This window comes from Streptomyces sp. Ag109_G2-15 (assembly GCF_900215565.1).
Taxonomy (GTDB): Bacteria; Actinomycetota; Actinomycetes; order Streptomycetales; family Streptomycetaceae; genus Streptomyces; species Streptomyces diastatochromogenes.
In genome coordinates this window covers 5,412,396-5,428,623 of record NZ_OCNI01000001.1, presented here as the reverse complement: position 1 = coordinate 5,428,623, position 16,228 = coordinate 5,412,396, and the positions used below count along the sequence as shown (strand labels likewise).

Annotated in this window: 12 protein-coding genes and 1 pseudogene; all 13 read right to left on the bottom strand. The window is 69.9% G+C overall.

Features of this window, described 5'->3' with window-relative positions; genetic code table 11:
• Nucleotide 1: 1 nt before the first annotated feature.
• Nucleotides 2-757, bottom strand: a complete 756-nt coding sequence (locus CRP49_RS24365; RefSeq protein WP_097255308.1) for a thioredoxin domain-containing protein — start codon at nucleotides 755-757, stop codon at nucleotides 2-4.
• An 84-nt stretch (nucleotides 758-841) separates the two neighbouring features.
• A complete protein-coding gene (gene pgi, locus CRP49_RS24360; protein ID WP_097255307.1) occupies nucleotides 842-2,494 on the bottom strand; it encodes a glucose-6-phosphate isomerase in 1,653 nt (550 codons plus the stop codon).
• A gap of 202 nt (nucleotides 2,495-2,696) precedes the next feature.
• Nucleotides 2,697-3,142: pseudogene (locus tag CRP49_RS24355) on the bottom strand (MFS transporter); the annotation flags it as partial.
• A 121-nt stretch (nucleotides 3,143-3,263) separates the two neighbouring features.
• A complete protein-coding gene (locus tag CRP49_RS24350; RefSeq protein ID WP_007448238.1) occupies nucleotides 3,264-3,551 on the bottom strand; it encodes an RNA polymerase-binding protein RbpA in 288 nt (95 codons plus the stop codon).
• Nucleotides 3,552-3,808: 257 nt separating this feature from the next.
• Nucleotides 3,809-4,045, bottom strand: coding sequence for a preprotein translocase subunit SecG (gene secG, locus CRP49_RS24345; protein ID WP_020939321.1), 237 nt, complete (start codon nucleotides 4,043-4,045; stop codon nucleotides 3,809-3,811).
• 96 nt (nucleotides 4,046-4,141) lie between these two features.
• The gene (gene tpiA / locus CRP49_RS24340; protein WP_097255306.1) at nucleotides 4,142-4,918 is read right to left on the bottom strand and encodes a triose-phosphate isomerase; all 777 of its coding nucleotides are present in this window, start codon (nucleotides 4,916-4,918) and stop codon (nucleotides 4,142-4,144) included.
• A gap of 6 nt (nucleotides 4,919-4,924) precedes the next feature.
• Nucleotides 4,925-6,136 carry a phosphoglycerate kinase gene (pgk, locus tag CRP49_RS24335; RefSeq protein WP_097255305.1) on the bottom strand — a complete coding sequence of 404 codons (1,212 nt, stop codon included), beginning with the start codon at nucleotides 6,134-6,136 and terminating at the stop codon, nucleotides 4,925-4,927.
• A 150-nt stretch (nucleotides 6,137-6,286) separates the two neighbouring features.
• Nucleotides 6,287-7,294: a type I glyceraldehyde-3-phosphate dehydrogenase gene (gap, locus tag CRP49_RS24330; RefSeq protein WP_097255304.1), complete on the bottom strand. Its 1,008-nt coding sequence runs from the start codon at nucleotides 7,292-7,294 to the stop codon at nucleotides 6,287-6,289.
• A gap of 338 nt (nucleotides 7,295-7,632) precedes the next feature.
• Nucleotides 7,633-10,587, bottom strand: coding sequence for a M14 family metallopeptidase (locus tag CRP49_RS24325; RefSeq protein ID WP_097255303.1), 2,955 nt, complete (start codon nucleotides 10,585-10,587; stop codon nucleotides 7,633-7,635).
• 152 nt (nucleotides 10,588-10,739) lie between these two features.
• The gene (whiA, locus tag CRP49_RS24320; protein ID WP_097255302.1) at nucleotides 10,740-11,729 is read right to left on the bottom strand and encodes a DNA-binding protein WhiA; all 990 of its coding nucleotides are present in this window, start codon (nucleotides 11,727-11,729) and stop codon (nucleotides 10,740-10,742) included.
• Complete coding sequence (yvcK, locus tag CRP49_RS24315; protein ID WP_097255301.1) at nucleotides 11,720-12,814, bottom strand: uridine diphosphate-N-acetylglucosamine-binding protein YvcK; 1,095 nt, start codon at nucleotides 12,812-12,814, stop codon at nucleotides 11,720-11,722. Before yvcK ends, whiA begins: the two co-directional genes overlap by 10 nt.
• Complete coding sequence (gene rapZ, locus CRP49_RS24310; RefSeq protein ID WP_097255300.1) at nucleotides 12,811-13,800, bottom strand: RNase adapter RapZ; 990 nt, start codon at nucleotides 13,798-13,800, stop codon at nucleotides 12,811-12,813. The genes yvcK and rapZ overlap by 4 nt, the downstream gene beginning before the upstream one ends.
• Entirely contained in the window at nucleotides 13,797-15,884 is a 2,088-nt protein-coding gene (gene uvrC, locus CRP49_RS24305; RefSeq protein WP_097255299.1) for an excinuclease ABC subunit UvrC, read from the bottom strand. Before uvrC ends, rapZ begins: the two co-directional genes overlap by 4 nt.
• Between the last annotated feature and the right edge of the window lie 344 nt (nucleotides 15,885-16,228).

Sequence of the window (16,228 nt, the reverse complement as noted above, 5' to 3'; positions counted from 1 at the left end):
GCTACTCCCCCGGCCCCGCCCCGAGCTTCAACAGCAGGAGACCGAACACGTCCGGGTCGAAGAGCACGCCGTTGCTCTCCGCCGGGATGCGTACGTCGTTGACCTCTGCGGTGGGAGTGCCCGGACCCTGGGGGTCCTTGGCCCCGCCCGCGCGTTCGTACTCCTTTTGTGAGGCGGTCACGAACGAGCGGTACTTCATGGTCCTGACGGCCGAGTCGAAGGCCGGACTGCGCAGCCCGTGGATCCGCCCGGCCAGCCTGAGCAGGTAGGCGTCGGTGAAGCCGTCGACGCTCTCGGCGGGCTGGTTGGCGTACAGCATGTCGTGGTACTCGGCGAACTTGCCCGCGTCCAGCGCGGCCCGCAGGGCGTTGACCGCTTTCACGGAACCGCTGCCGCCGAGCCGGTCGTCCAGGAAGGAGGCGAGGGTGTACTCGGTCTTCGCCTTCCGCCGGATGGTGGCCGCGCGCAGCTGCGGGGCGCCCCCGGTGCTTTCGAACTCCTCGCACACCGGGCACCGCGGATCCTCGTACAGGTGCACAGTCACCCTGGCGTCCGGGTCGCCCACGGTGATGGTCGTCCCGTCGGCCTCCAGCCGCTCCGGCACCTCCGCCAGACCGGAGTAGGCCGGCTTGACCTCCGCCATGACCGCGGGCGCGCTGTTCTTCGATTCCGGCGGCTGGTATCTGCTTCCGCAGCCCACCGCCGACATCCCCAGTACGGCCACCGCGACCGCCGCGGCGAACCCCCTACGTCTCATGCATGTCCTCCCCTGAATTCAGCGGAACCCTAGGGGACTCGCACAGAAATCGCACAGGAAAATCGTCGCCGCGGCGGCGGGCGGTCAGCTACGGCCGCGCAGCTCGCGGTACTTGGCGACCAGCGCCTTCGTGGAGGCGTCCAGGCCGGGGACCTCCGCGCCCTCGGTCAGGGCCGGTTCGACGCGCTTGGCGAGGACCTTGCCCAGCTCCACGCCCCACTGGTCGAAGGAGTCGATGTTCCACACGGCGCCCTGGACGAACACCTTGTGCTCGTAGAGCGCGACGAGCTGGCCGAGCACGGACGGGGTCAGTTCGCGCGCGAGGATCGTGGTCGTCGGCCGGTTGCCCGGGAACGTCTTGTGCGGGACCAGCTCCTCCGGCACGCCCTCCGCACGGACCTCCTCGGCCGTCTTGCCGAAGGCGAGGGCCTGGGTCTGGGCGAAGAAGTTGGCCATCAACAGGTCGTGCTGGGCCTTGAGTTCACCGCTCAGCTCGCCGACCGGCTCGGCGAAGCCGATGAAGTCCGCCGGGATGAGCTTGGTGCCCTGGTGGATGAGCTGGTAGTAGGCGTGCTGCCCGTTGGTGCCGGGCGTGCCCCACACCACCGGGCCGGTCTGCCACTCGACCCGCTTGCCGTCCCGCGCCACGTACTTGCCGTTGGACTCCATGTCCAGCTGCTGGAGATAGGCGGTGAACTTGGAGAGGTAGTGGCTGTACGGCAGTACCGCGTGCGACTGGGCGTCGTGGAAGTTGTCGTACCAGATGCCCAGCAGGCCCAGCAGCAACGGCACGTTGGACTCGGCGGGCGCGGTGCGGAAGTGGTCGTCGACGAGGCGGAAGCCGTCCAGCATCTCCCGGAACCGGTCGGGCCCGATCGCGATCATCAGGGACAGGCCGATCGCGGAGTCGTACGAGTAGCGTCCGCCGACCCAGTCCCAGAACTCGAACATGTTGGCCGTGTCGATACCGAACTCGGCGACCTTCTCGGCGTTGGTCGACAGGGCCACGAAGTGCCTGGCCACCGCGGACTCGGCACCGAGCGCGTCGAGCAGCCACTTCCGGGCCGAGGTGGCGTTGGTGATCGTCTCGATGGTGGTGAAGGTCTTGGAGGCGATGATGAACAGCGTCTCGGCCGGGTCCAGGTCGCGGGTGGCCTCGTGCAGGTCGGCGCCGTCCACGTTGGAGACGAAGCGGACGGTGAGGTCGCGGTCGGTGAAGCTGCGCAGTACCTCGTAGGCCATCGCGGGGCCCAGGTCGGAGCCGCCGATGCCGACGTTGATCACGTTCCTGATGCGCTTGCCGGTGTGCCCCGTCCATTCACCCGAACGCACGCGCTCCGCGAAGCCGCTCATCTTGTCCAGCACGGCGTGCACGGCCGGGACGACGTTCTCGCCGTCGACCTCGATCACGGCGTCCCGGGGAGCGCGCAGTGCGGTGTGCAGCACCGCCCGGTCCTCGGTGACGTTGATCTTCTCGCCGCGGAACATGGCGTCCCGCAGCCCGAAGACGTCCGTCGCGGCGGCCAGCTCGCGCAGCAGCCGCAGCGTCTCGTCGGTGACCAGGTGCTTCGAGTAGTCGATGTACAGGTCACCGACCTGGAGGGTGTACCCGGCGCCGCGCTCCGGATCGGCGGCGAACAGGTCCCGCAGATGGGTGCCGGCCAGCTCCTCCCGGTGCTTGGTGAGAGCGGTCCACTCGGGCGTCTGGTTGAGCCTGGTACGGCCGTCTGCGTTCATATCCGACTTCAGCCTTCTTTCCTGCGACCTGTCCTGCTGCGTACCTTGCCCCGCTGCCGGATCCAACCTAATTGATCAGCGGGTGCCATGAGCTGTTGTGATGCCGTCCTGCGGGGCAACAACAGGTACGTCCGGCTTGCGCGCGGGTATCAGCGCGGGCCGAGCAGCTCGGCAGGGCTGCGCCGCTGCATCAGGGTCGTCGTGTTGACGTTCCACGTCCGCGCAGGGCGCCGTCGCGCCACAGCGTGCGCAGTCCCTCCGCGATCTCCCGGCGCAGGGTGCTGCCCCTGGGGCCGGCCGCCCGCCGGCGATCTGCTGTCCGCTCATCGGCCGGGCGTTCCCGCTGCCGCGGGCCTCGGTTTCCACCACGGCGGGCAGCAGGGCCGTCGACGCGTTGTCGAACAGCGTGGTCAGGGTGAAGGCCGGCAGGATCAGCAGGCCGATCGAAGTCTGCCCCAGCGAGACGGCGAGAGCGAAGCCCGCGACCAGCAGGCCCCGCAGCGCCTCGGTCAGCGAGGCGGCCGACAGCGGCAACGCGGCCGTACGCAGCGCGTCACCGAAGCTGGAGAGCACCGCGGCACTCCACAACCGCCCTGATCCCCCGCGCCACGCGGGCGCACCTGACCGTGCCGTCTCGACCGCCGTCACAACTCCCCCTCGCGGTTCACGCCTTCACGAAAACCGTAGGGGGTGCCACTGACAATCGGCCGGGGGCAAGGGGAGGAACGCTTCGGCCAGACACCCTGGGGCACCCGGCCGATGACAAGTCCTAGATCTCGCCGCGCAGTTTGGCGAGCGCCTCGGCGAGGATCGCCTCGCCGTCCGCGTCGCTGCGCCGCTCCCGTACGTACGCGAGGTGGGTCTTGTACGGCTCGGTGCGCGGCGGGTCCGGCGGGTTGTCCCGGTCCTGGCCGGCCGGGAAGCCGCAGCGCGGGCAGTCCCAGGTCTCGGGCACCTGTGCGTCGCTGGCGAAGCTCGGCTGCGTCTCGTGCCCGTTGGAGCACCAGAAGGAGATGCGCAGACGCGGCGCGGACTCGCCGCGCTCGGCCTCGCCCATCGGCCCCGCCCCGACCCGACTTCCTCGGATCGCGTTGCCACTTGCCACGGTGTAACTCCCTGCGTGATGGTGCCGCGAAGCGAGTCGGCGTTCCGCTTCGCCGCGAGCGCCTCAGTCTACGTAAGGCCCAACGCGCGTCCAGTGATTGGAGTTACAGCCCCCACATCTAGACGCAAGCCCCATGATAGGCCGCGCTCACGAGCGCGTACCGAACATGGGGCCTTACGTGCGGAATGTATGTGCTTGCGAGACGCCGCTCAGCTGTTCGTCTTCATCAGGATGCCGAGGACGACGATGCACGCGAACCACAGCAGACCGATCACGATGGTGATGCGGTCGAGGTTGCGCTCGGCGACCGAGGAGCCGCCGACGGACGACTGCATGCCGCCACCGAACATGTCGGAGAGGCCGCCGCCCTTCCCCTTGTGCATCAGCACCAGCAGCATCAGCAGCAGGCTGAAGACGATCAGGGCGATCGAGAACCCCAAAACCACGGCTGGACCAACTTCCTCGGATTCGGATGGACGACGGGGGCACAGCACCACGGCTGTGCCCCCGCCAGGGTACGACGGATCGCGTCTAGCGCATACTCACTGGTCGCGGAAGCGCACGATCTTGACGAACTCGTCGGCGTCCAGCGACGCGCCGCCCACGAGGGCGCCGTCGATGTCGGCCTGCGCCATGATCTCGGCGACGTTGCCGGACTTCACGGAGCCGCCGTACTGGATGCGGACCTGGTCGGCCAGCTCCTGGGAGTACAGCTCGGCGATCTTGGCGCGGATGGCGGCGCAGACCTCCTGGGCGTCCTCGGCGCCGCAGACCTTGCCGGTGCCGATGGCCCAGACGGGCTCGTAGGCGATCACGACGGTCTCGGCCTGCTCGGCCGGGAGGTCCTTCAGACCGCCCTCGACCTGGGCGAGCGTGTGCGTGACGTGGTTGCCCGCCTCGCGCACGTCCAGCTCCTCGCCGACGCACAGGATCGGGGTCAGGCCGTGCTTGTAGGCGGCCTTGACCTTGGCGTTCACCAGCTCGTCGGTCTCGTTGTGGTACTGGCGGCGCTCGGAGTGGCCGATCACCACATAGGTGCACTTCAGCTTGGCCAGCATCGGGCCGGAGATCTCGCCGGTGTAGGCGCCGGAGTCGTGCTGCGAGATGTCCTGGGCGCCGTACTTGATCTTGAGCTTGTCGCCGTCGACCAGGGTCTGCACGGAGCGCAGGTCGGTGAAGGGCGGCAGGACGGCGACCTCGACGGCCTCGTAGTCCTTGTCGGCCAGGGCGAAGGCGAGCTTCTGGACGTGCGCGATGGCCTCGAGGTGGTTGAGGTTCATCTTCCAGTTGCCCGCCATGATCGGCGTGCGCGTGCTCATAAAGGGTCAGTCCTCCAGTGCGGCGAGGCCGGGGAGCGTCTTGCCCTCGAGGTATTCGAGGGAGGCGCCGCCACCGGTCGAGATGTGGCCGAATGCGTTCTCGTCGAAGCCGAGCGTACGCACGGCCGCGGCGGAGTCGCCGCCGCCGACGACGGTGAAGCCGTCGGATTCCACGAGGGCCTGGGCGACCGCCTTGGTGCCCTCGGCGTAGTCGGGGTGCTCGAAGACGCCCATGGGGCCGTTCCAGAAGACGGTCCTGGCGTCGGCGAGCTTCGAGGCGTACAGCTCTCGGGTCCTGGGGCCGATGTCCAGCCCCTCCTGGTCGGCGGGGATCTTGTCCGCGTCGACCACGGTGTTCTCGGTGGGAGCCTTGGCCTTCAGGTCCGGGAACTCCGGGGAGACCACGACGTCCACGGGGAGCAGCAGCTCGACGCCCTGCTTCTCGGCGCGCTCCATGTACTCGGTGACGGCCGGGACCTGGTCCTCCTGGAGGAGGGAGATGCCGACCTCGTAGCCCTTGGCCTTGAGGAAGGTGTAGGCCATGCCGCCGCCGATGAGCAGACGGTCGGCCTTTCCGAGCAGCTCGTCGATGACGGCGAGCTTGTCGGAGACCTTGGCGCCGCCGAGCGCGACGACGTAGGGGCGCTTGACGTCCTCGGTGAGCTTCTTCAGGACGCCGACCTCGGTGGCGATCAGGTGGCCGGCGTAGTGCGGCAGGCGGGCCGGGAGGTCGTACACGGAGGCGTGCTTGCGGTGCACCGCGCCGAAGCCGTCACCGACGTAGACGTCGGCGAGAGCCGCGAGCCGGTCGGCGAACTCGCCGCGCTCGGTGTCGTCCTTGGAGGTCTCGCCGGCGTTGAAGCGCAGGTTCTCGATGACCGCGACCTGGCCGGGCTGGAGGCCGTTCACGGCGTCGTGGGCGGCGGGGCCGACGGTGTCCTGGGCGAACGCGACCGGCGCGCCGAGGAGTTCACCGAGCCGCTCGGCGGCGGGCAGCAGCGAGAAGGCGGGGTCCGGGGCGCCCTTGGGACGGCCCAGGTGCGAGGCGACGACCACCTTGGCGCCCGCGTCGGCGAGGGCCTTGACGGTGGGCAGGACGGCGCGGATGCGGCCGTCGTCGGTGATGACGCCGTCGGCGAGCGGGACGTTGAGGTCGGCGCGGACGAAGACCCGCTTGCCGTCCACACCCGCGGTGAGAAGTTCGTCGATGGTCTTCATGAGAGGGGACTCCTGAGGAGGGCTCTTGTTCCTACGAGGGCCGATCTTCGCAGGTCGGCCGGGGCGGCCTGCACGCGCATCAGGGCTCGGGCAGCGCGACGGTGCGCTGCCCGAGCCCTGTGTGACGCATCAGTTGCCTGCTACGGCCGATCAGAGCTGGTTGCCGACGAAGACCGTGAGGTCCACGAGGCGGTTGGAGTAGCCCCACTCGTTGTCGTACCAACCGATGACCTTCACGTTCTTGCCCTCCTGGACCATGGTCAGGGAGGAGTCGAAGGTGCAGGACGCCGGGGCGTTGACGATGTCGGAGGAGACGATCGGGTCCTCGGTGTACTCCAGGATGCCCTTGAGCTCGCCCTCGGCGGCCTTCTGGAAGGCGGCGTTGATCTCTTCCTTGGTGACCTCGCGGCCGAGCTCCAGGACGAGGTCGGTGACCGAGCCGGTGGGGACCGGGACGCGCATGGCGATGCCGTCCAGCTTGCCCTTGAGCTGCGGCAGGACCAGGGCGGTGGCCTTGGCGGCACCCGTCGTGGTCGGGATGATGTTCTCGGCGGCGGCACGGGCGCGGCGCAGGTCCTTGTGCGGGAAGTCAAGGATGCGCTGGTCGTTCGTGTACGCGTGCACCGTGGTCATCAGACCCTTGACGATGCCGAAGTTCTCGTCGAGGACCTTCGCCATCGGCGCCACACAGTTGGTGGTGCAGGAGGCGTTGGAGATGACGTGGTGGTTCGCCGGGTCGTACTTGTCCTGGTTGACGCCCATCACGATGGTGATGTCCTCGCCGGAGGCCGGAGCCGAGATGAGGACCTTCTTGGCGCCGCCGGCGATGTGCTTCGCGGCGTCGTCCTTCTTCGTGAAGATGCCGGTGGACTCGATGACGATGTCGACACCCAGCTCACCCCAGGGGATGTCGGCCGGGTTGCGCTCGGAGAGCACCTTGATGGTGTGACCGTCGACGGTGATCGTGTCGGCGGTGTGGGAGACCTCCTGCTTGAGGCGGCCCAGGATGGTGTCGTACTTCAGCAGGTGAGCGGTGGTCGCGGTGTCACCCAGGTCGTTGACAGCCACAACCTCGATGTCGGCACCCTGCTCCAGCAGTGCGCGGAAGTAGTTACGCCCGATACGGCCGAAGCCGTTGATGCCTACGCGGATCGTCACGAACCGATCTCCTCGTTGGTACGCCGGCCATGCGGTGCCGGCGAGCTGTATTTGGGATGTCCCCGACCACCCCCGACCCTACCCCTCTGGGGGCCCCTGAGTGACATCGAGATGCCGCATACACGGGCAGGCGGTCCGTACCCGCCAGTAGGGTACGGACCGCCCGGAATCGGGGGTCGTTTCGCGCCTCTTTGTTATGTAATGCCGATGCCCGCAGACCCACTTTTCACTCGTTCGTGAGCGGGTCGGCTCACCTGATGAGTGACGCTTTCGCGCACCGTTGAGAGGGGGTCCCGCTCACCTGTTGAGCGGGACCGTCTCATCCGTCGAGCGCCGTCTCAACCGTCGAGCGAGGCGAACGCCTTCTTCAGCAGCGCCGCCCGGTCGGCCGCCGACGGCACCTGCTCCAGGCCGAAGCCGAGCAGCACGGTGTCCTCGGCGGTGACCGCTCCGAAGGTCTGGAAGAGCGTTCCGGTGCGCGTCCAGTCCTTCAGGACCGCCGGGCTGCCCGCGGGCGGCCCGGCCGCCTTCCAGGCACCCAGGGACGACTCGAAGCCCTCGGTGTCCTTCGCCGTACCGCCGACCACGAGCGAGGCGTCGTCGGCGAGGACGCCGTGCCCGCCGCTTCCCGGGTCGGTGATGTAGCTGATGGAGACCTCGACGGACTTGCCGGCGTACGCGCTCAGGTCGAAGCTCACCTGCTGCCAGCCGCCGGAGATGCCGGTGAGGCTGTGCCACGAACCGGTGGTGCCGGTCGCGGTGCAGGCGTTGTCCGCGAGCGTGAGGTAGTGCCTGAGCCAGGGGTGCTCGCCGATCAGGAACCCGGCCCCGCACTCGGCCGGTACGGCCGTCTTCGTGGCCCCGCCGGCCTCCGGGAGGGTCGTCCAGTCGTCGGCGCCCACGGTGTGGGCCTCGACGACCGCGTGGTCGTAGCCGGGCTCGGTGTCCCACAACAGCCGGGTGCGCAGGGCGGGCTGGTCGGCGGCACCGACCCCGGAGAGGTCGATGGTGCGGGTGAGGCGCTTGTAGGCGTCGTCAGTGTGCAGGGCCGCGGCCATGTAGGAGCCGGAGTACGGTCCGTACGGGCTGACGGTCCCGGCGAACCGGCCCGCGCCCGCGCTCTTGAACTGCGGGTACGTGTGGGCGGGCAGCTCGTCCGAGGTGATGCCGTAGGTGCCGGCCTTGTCGAGCGGGTTGCCGGGCGCGTCACCGACGGGGCCCGTGTAGCCGTCGAGGGCGCCGGAGCCGGTGAAGGCGGTGGCTCCCTTGGTCGACGTACGGCTGTAGGCGCCCAGGTAGTACTGGCTGAAGTCGTCCGAGAGGGTGCCGTCGCCGAGGTCGACGCTGCCGCCGGCCAGCTCGCCGGCCTCGATCAGCCGGCCGCCCTCGTTGAGGTAGGCGCGCAGCTGGAGCTGGGTGGCATTGCCCGGTCCGCTCGCGCCCGAGTAGTGCACGACGGTCCTGAAGTGCTTCAGCACGCCGAGCGCGTCGGGCGCGCCCTGGGTGGCGACGTCCCACACGAGCGCCCGGTGCCCGGCCGCCTTCAGCGCGTCCACGTAGGTCTGCGCCTGTGCGGCGGCCGCGCCCTCCTCGGCGACGACGAGGGTGTCGGCCCCGGGCCGCTCGGCGACGGTGTAGGTGAAGTGGGAGCTGGAGACCTTCTTGCCGCTCCTGGTCCTACCGGTGAACCACACCTCGACCTTGTCGCCCGGTTCGCCGTCCCGGACCTTGGCCCGGTACTCGTCGAAGTAGAGGTCGTCCTCGCCGCCGTAGGTCTCGCCGCCCTTCCAGTGCCTGAGCGCCCTGTCCCGGGTACGGCCGCCGTTGACGCGGTACTTGAGTTCCTTGTCTCGCACGGACTTCCGTACGACGACCGAGACCTCCTGGTCCGTGCCCCGCGCGTACGACGTGGAGAACGCGGCCGGGGTGAAGTCGGCGGCGCTCAGGCCGACCGAGGAGACCGGCCGGTCGGGGTGGGCGGCGGTCTCGGCGACGGAGAGCGCGAACGGGACGTTCTTCTCGAACTCCTGCTGGATCAGCTTCGCGTCGTCGGGGAAGTTGAAGACCGACTGGCAGTCGGCGGCGTTCCAGGCGTCGCTCGGATCGATGTCCGACGCGGTCTGGCAGGTCGACATCTCGGGGGTGAACATCGCCATGCCGTTGACGTTCGAGGCGTGGCCGTCCGCTTCGCCGTTGGTGGTGTACAGCTCCGAGGAGACCTGCGAACGGTAGCCCGGGATGGCCGGGTTGTCCGGGGTGCCGGCGAGCGCCTTGTAGAGCACGTCGTCCGGGGTGGGGGTGGCGACCTGCCAGCCGACGCCGTAGAGGAGGAGTTCGGCGGCGGAGTGGTAGTTGATGCCGTAGGTGAAACCGATGCGCTTCTCGAAGGCGTCGAGGGCCTTGGTCTCCGGCTCGGACTCCGGGCTCGCGCCGCGGTAGGTCTGGCTGGTGGGGTTCGGGGACGAACCCTCGTCGTCGTAGCCCCACTTGTAGGGGAAGTTGCGGTTGAGGTCGACGCCGTCACCCGTGCCGATGACGCCGTCGCCGTTGACGTCCCGCAGGTTCTTGCGCCACAGGCGGGTGGTGGAGTCCTTGAACGTGTAGTCGTAGCCGTCGGGGTTGGCCGAGATGACGAACCACAGCTCGGTGGAGTCGACGATCTTCTTGACGCGCTTGTCGGTCTTGTAACGGTCCAGGTAGTAGTGCATCAGACGCCGGGTCATCTCCGGTGTGATCCACTCGCGCGCGTGCTGGTTGGACATGTACAGCACGGCGGGCTTGGAGCCGTCCTTCGACTTCTTCGCGTTCCCGGTCAGTTTGAGCGCGAGGATGTCCTGGCCGTTGATCGTCTTGCCGATGGACTCGACCTTGGTGAGATCTGGGTGGGCCTGCCCGGTCCGGACGATCTCCTGTTCCAGACCTCCGCTGCCGCCGTAGGGCCGGAACACGCCCTGGGCGGCGCCCTCGACGCGGGCCTCGGCCCTGGCCGAGAGGGTGTGCTCGGCGAGGTGGACGCCCTGCTTCTCGAGCTTCCTCGCCTGCTCGTCGGTGAGGTAGACCTCGACGGTGGTCTTCCCGTGCCCGGCCACCTGCTCGCCGAGTTCATGGCCGTCCTGCCCGGCCTTGAGAAGCAGGGGAATCTGCTTCTGGGTGACGTCCGCTCGGAAGACCTTGACCTCGTCGGGGTCGGACGGGGCGGGACTTCCGCTCTGCGCCTGGGCGATGGGCGCAAGGCTCGCTCCCCCGATCAGGAGCGCGCCGACAGCGAGGATCGCTCTCGCTCTGTGTCTCATGAACCCCCCTACCGGTAGTCCGCCACAGCGGCGAACAGGTTGCCAGGCTCATGTCACATCATGATCGAGTCAAGACCGCCTCATGGACACGCAAACGCCGGTGCCGACCACCCGAATGGACGTCGGCACCGGCGAGTTGACGGTGTTTCGGGTCAGCCCGCCAGGTTGTCGGCCAGCTCCTCGGTGAGGTTGGCCTCCGTGCCCGGGATGCCCAGGTCGGCGGCGCGCTTGTCGGCCATCGCCAGCAGGCGGCGGATACGGCCGGCGACCGCGTCCTTGGTCAGCGGCGGGTCGGCGAGGGCGCCCAGCTCCTCCAGGGATGCCTGCTTGTGCTCCATGCGCAGCTGGCCCGCGGCCGCGAGGTGCTCGGGCACCTCGTCGCCGAGGATCTCCAGGGCGCGCTGGACGCGGGCACCGGCGGCCACGGCGGCGCGCGCCGAACGGCGCAGGTTGGCGTCGTCGAAGTTCGCGAGCCGGTTGGCGGTGGCCCGCACCTCGCGCCGCATCCGGCGCTCCTCCCAGGCCAGCACGGACTCGTGCGCACCGAGCCGGGTCAGCAGGGCGCCGATCGCGTCACCGTCGCGCACGACGACCCGGTCCACCCCGCGCACCTCGCGGGCCTTCGCCGCGATGGACAGCCGGCGTGCGGCGCCCACCAGCGCGAGCGCGGCCTCCGGGCCCGGGCACGTCACCTCCAGGGAGGAGGAACGGCCGGGCTCGGTCAGCGAGCCGTGTGCCAGAAAGGCCCCGCGCCAGGCCGCCTCCGCGTCACAGGTGGCCCCGGAGACCACCTGCGGGGGCAGGCCGCGGATCGGGCGGCCCCGGCCGTCGACAAGGCCCGTCTGGCGGGCCAGCTGGTCGCCGCCCGCGACCACGCGCACGACGTAGCGCGAGCCGCGGCGCAGGCCGCCGGGCGCCATCACGATCAGTTCCGAGCTGTGGCCGAAGATCTCCAGGATGTCCCGCTTGAGCCGGCGGGCCGCCATCGCGGTGTCCAGCTCCGCCTCGATCACGATGCGCCCGCTCACCAGGTGGAGGCCGCCGGCGAACCGCAGAATGGCGGAGACCTCCGCCTTCCTGCAGCAGGTCCGGGTGACGGGGAGCCGGGAGATCTCGTCCTTCACCGCTGCCGTCATCGCCATGGGCCGATCCTTCCATGCATCCGAAAAATACGGTCGTACGCGGCGGCCAGCAGCTCCGGGTCGTGCCGGGGGCTGCCGTCGGTCCGGGCCACCGGCGCCAGCTCGACCGCGGCTCCCAGCCGCTTGGCGGCCTCGGTGAGCGAGTCGCGGTCGGGCACCGCGGCCTCGTCGGCCAGCACCACGTCCAGGGCGAGTTTAGGGGCGTGTCGGCCCAAAACCTCCAAATGACGCTGCGGGGAGAAGCCCTCGGTTTCTCCGGGCTGCGGGGCGAGGTTCAGGGACAGGACCTTGCGCGCCTTGGTCTCGGTCAGGGCGTCCAGCAGCTCCGGGACGAGCAGGTGCGGGATGACCGAGGAGAACCAGGAACCGGGGCCGAGCACCACCCAATCCGCGTCCAGGACCGCGGCGACGGCCTCGGGGACGGCGGGCGGGTCGTGCGGCACGAGGTGCACCGACTGCACCTCGCCGGGGGTGAGGGCGACGGTCGCCTGCCCGCGCACGGTGTCGACGTCCTCGGGGCGCTCCGGATCGTGCCCCTTGACCAGGGCCTGCAGCTCCAGCGGTACGGCGGACATGGGCAGCACCCGGCCGTGCGCGCCGAGCAGCTTGCCGACCAGGTCCAGGGCCTGGACGTGGTCGCCGAGCTGCTCCCACAGAGCCACGATCAGCAGGTTGCCGACCGCGTGGTCGTGCAGGTCGCCCTGGGACTGGAAGCGGTGCTGGATGACCCGGGCCCAGGTCTGGCCCCAGTCGTCGTCACCGCACAGCGCGGCGAGGGCCTTGCGCAGATCGCCCGGGGGCAGCACGCCCAGCTCGTCGCGCAGACGCCCGCTGGAGCCGCCGTCGTCGGCCACCGTGACGACGGCGGTGAGGTCGCCGGTGATCCGGCGCAGCGCGGCGAGCGAGGCGGACAGGCCCATGCCACCGCCGAGGGCGACGACCTTGGGCTGGGCGCCGCGCCGGCGGGCCCGGCCGCCGCGGACCTCAGCGGGGCGAGCCGCCCGCGCGTCGGCCGCGGCACGGCTCGAGCGACCCTCCGGCACCACCCGGCGCAGCCTGCTCAGCCGCGGTGTACGTTCCGTCATTCCCGTCCCATGTCCCGGTGTACGAGCACCGTCTCCACGCCCTCGGCCGCGAGTCGCGCGGCGAGCTTCTCCGACATCGCGACCGAGCGGTGCTTGCCGCCGGTACAGCCGATGGCGATGGTCACATACCGCTTGCCCTCGCGCCGGTAGCCGGCCGCGATGAGCCGCAGCAGCTCGGCGTACCGGTCGAGGAACTCCTTGGCTCCGGGCTGGTTGAAGACATAGGCGGAGACCTCCTCGTTGAGGCCGGTGTACGGGCGCAGCTCCGGGACCCAGTGCGGGTTGGGCAGGAACCGCATGTCCGCGACCAGGTCGGCGTCGACCGGCAGGCCGTACTTGAAGCCGAAGGACATCACGGTGGCCCGCAGCTCGGGCTCCTCCTCGCCCGCGAACTGGGCGTCCATCTTGGCGCGCAGCTCGTGCACGTTGAGGCTGGAGGTGTCGATCACCAGGTCGGCGTCGCCGCGCAGCTCACGCAGCAGCTCGCGCTCGGCGGCGATGCCGTCGACGATGCGGCCGTCGCCCTGGAGGGGGTGCGGGCGGCGCACCGACTCGAAGCGGCGCACCAGGGCGTCGTCCGAGGACTCCAGGAAGACGATCCGGCGCGTGACGCCCCGGCTGTCGAGGTCGGCGAGGGACTCGCGCAGGTTGTCGAAGAAGCGCCGCCCGCGTACGTCGACGACGACCGCGATCCGCGCCACGTTGCCCTGGGAACGGGCGCCCAGCTCCACCATGGTGGGGATCAGGGCGGGCGGGAGGTTGTCCACGACGAACCAGCCGAGGTCCTCCAGACACTTCGCGGCCGTCGACCGGCCCGCTCCGGACATGCCGGAGATGATCACCAGCTCGGGGATGGCCGCTTCGGGGGCCCCGGCCGGCGTGGCATCCGTACTCACCTGTGCTCCGTTTTCCTGAGCCGCCTGCTGCGGCTCCCCCGCGGCCGTCTGATCTCGGTCCGCTGTGGGCTGTGCGTCGTGCTCGGTCATCTCTCCTGCCCCCGTCGTTCGTCCGGGAGACCCGCGGACACGGGCTCCCCCGAGGAACCCGCCGTCGTATCGGGTTCCTCGTCATCAATGATCTCTCCGGTCGCCGTGTTCACGGCGGGTGCGGCCGGAGCCGCCTGGGCGAGGGCCACGGCAATCGTCTCGGCCGTCTTCCGGCCTATCCCGGGCACCTCCTGGATCTGCTCGATTGTGGCGGACCGCAGCTTCTTCACCGAGCCGAAATGCTTGATGAGCGCCTGTTTGCGGGTCTCGCCGAGGCCGGGCACGTCGTCCAGGGGGCCGGCACGGAAGCGCTTGGCACGCTTGGTGCGCTGATAGGTGATCGCGAAGCGGTGCGCCTCGTCGCGGACGCGCTGGAGCAGATAGAGGCCCTCGCTGGTGCGGGGCAGGACCACCGGGTCGTCGTCGCCGGGCACCCAGACCTCCTCCAGGCGCTTGGCGAGGCCGCACACGGCGATGTCGTCGATGCCCAGCTCGTCCAGCGCCCGCCGGGCCGCCGCGACCTGCGGCTGCCCGCCGTCGACCACGACGAGCTGCGGCGGGTAGGCGAACTTCCTGGGGCGGCCGTCGTCGTCCTTGAGGGAGCTGGTGAGGGGTTCGCCGTCGCCTAGGACGTCCTCGCCGTCGGTGAGCGCACCCTCGCCGTCGGTCCATTCCCCCGTCTTCTCCTTCTCGGCGAGGTAGCGACGGAAGCGGCGGGTGATCACCTCGTGCATGGAGCGGACGTCGTCCTGGCCGGCGAAGCCCTTGATCTGGAAGCGCCGGTACTCGCTCTTGCGCTGCAGGCCGTCCTCGAACACGACCATGGAGGCGACCACGTCGTCACCCTGCAGGTGCGAGATGTCGTAGCACTCGATCCTGAGGGGGGCGCTGTCCAGGTCGAGGGCGTCGGCGATCTCCTCCAGCGCCCGGGAGCGCGTGGTCAGGTCGGAGGCGCGCTTGGTCTTGTGCAGGGCGAGGGCCTGCTGGGCGTTGCGCTGCACGGTCTCCATGAGCGCCTTCTTGTCGCCGCGCTGCGGGATGCGCAGCGACACGTTCGACCCGCGGCGGCCGGTCAGCCACTCCTGGGCCGGCTCGACCGGCTCGGGCAGGGCCGGGACCAGGACCTCCTTGGGAACGGCGTCCCCGGTCTCCTCGCCGTACAGCTGCTGCAGAGCGTGCTCGACGAGGGCGCCGGTGGTGACCTCCTCGACCTTGTCGGTCACCCAGCCGCGCTGGCCGCGCACCCGGCCGCCGCGCACGTGGAAGATCTGCACGGCCGCCTCCAGCTCGTCCTCGGCGACGGCGATGAGGTCGGCGTCGGTCGCGTCGGCGAGGACGACCGCGTTCTTCTCCATGGCCTTCTTCAGGGCCTCGATGTCGTCGCGCAGGCGGGCGGCCCGCTCGTACTCCATCTCCTCGGCCGCCTCCATCATCTGCTTCTCCAGACGGCGGAGGTAGGTGCCGGTGCGGCCCGCCATGAAGTCGCAGAACTCCTCGGCCAGGTCCCGGTGGTCCTCGGGGGTGATCCGGCCGACGCAGGGGGCGGAGCACTTGCCGATGTAGCCGAGCAGGCAGGGGCGGCCGGTGCGGGCGGCGTTCCTGAAGACACCGGCCGAGCAGGTGCGCACCGGGAAGACCCGCAGCAGCAGGTCGACGGTGTCCCGGATGGCCCAGGCGTGGCCGTACGGGCCGAAGTACCTGACGCCCTTCTTCTTGTGACCGCGCATCACCTGGACGCGCGGGAACTCCTCGTTCATCGTCACCGCGAGGTACGGGTAGCTCTTGTCGTCGCGGTACTTGACGTTGAACCGGGGGTCGTACTCCTTGATCCAGGAGTACTCCAGCTGCAGCGCCTCGACCTCCGTGGACACCACGGTCCACTCCACGGACGCGGCGGTGGTCACCATCGTCCGGGTGCGCGGGTGCAGGTTCGCCAGGTCCTGGAAGTAGTTCGCCAGGCGCTGGCGCAGGCTCTTCGCCTTTCCGACGTAGATCACCCGGCGGTGCTCGTCACGGAACCTGTACACCCCCGGAGAGTCCGGGATCTCACCCGGCCTGGGGCGGTAGCTGGAGGGATCGGCCATGTCTCACACCCTACTGGCGAGCACCGACACCGCGTCGGGGCTGTGGACAACGCCCACCGGCGCGGATCCTCCCGACCGGCGCCTGTCGGTGCGGTCCCCCCGCCGCACTGCCCCCAGGGGCAGCTTTTCCGGCCATGCTGACCCTTCCTGCCCCGTCCGGCGGGGCACCCCGGTCGGTACTCCTGCGGACCTGACGGCCCCGGACCGCACGACCGAGGGGCGCCGCTCGGCCAGTAGTGCGCCGTGACCGGGTCCAGGGTGTTGTCGGGGCCTGGTCAACACGCTTCAATGCGGGGGAACTCGGGGCCGTGCACGCCGACGTATGGACGCGGTGTGCGCGCATA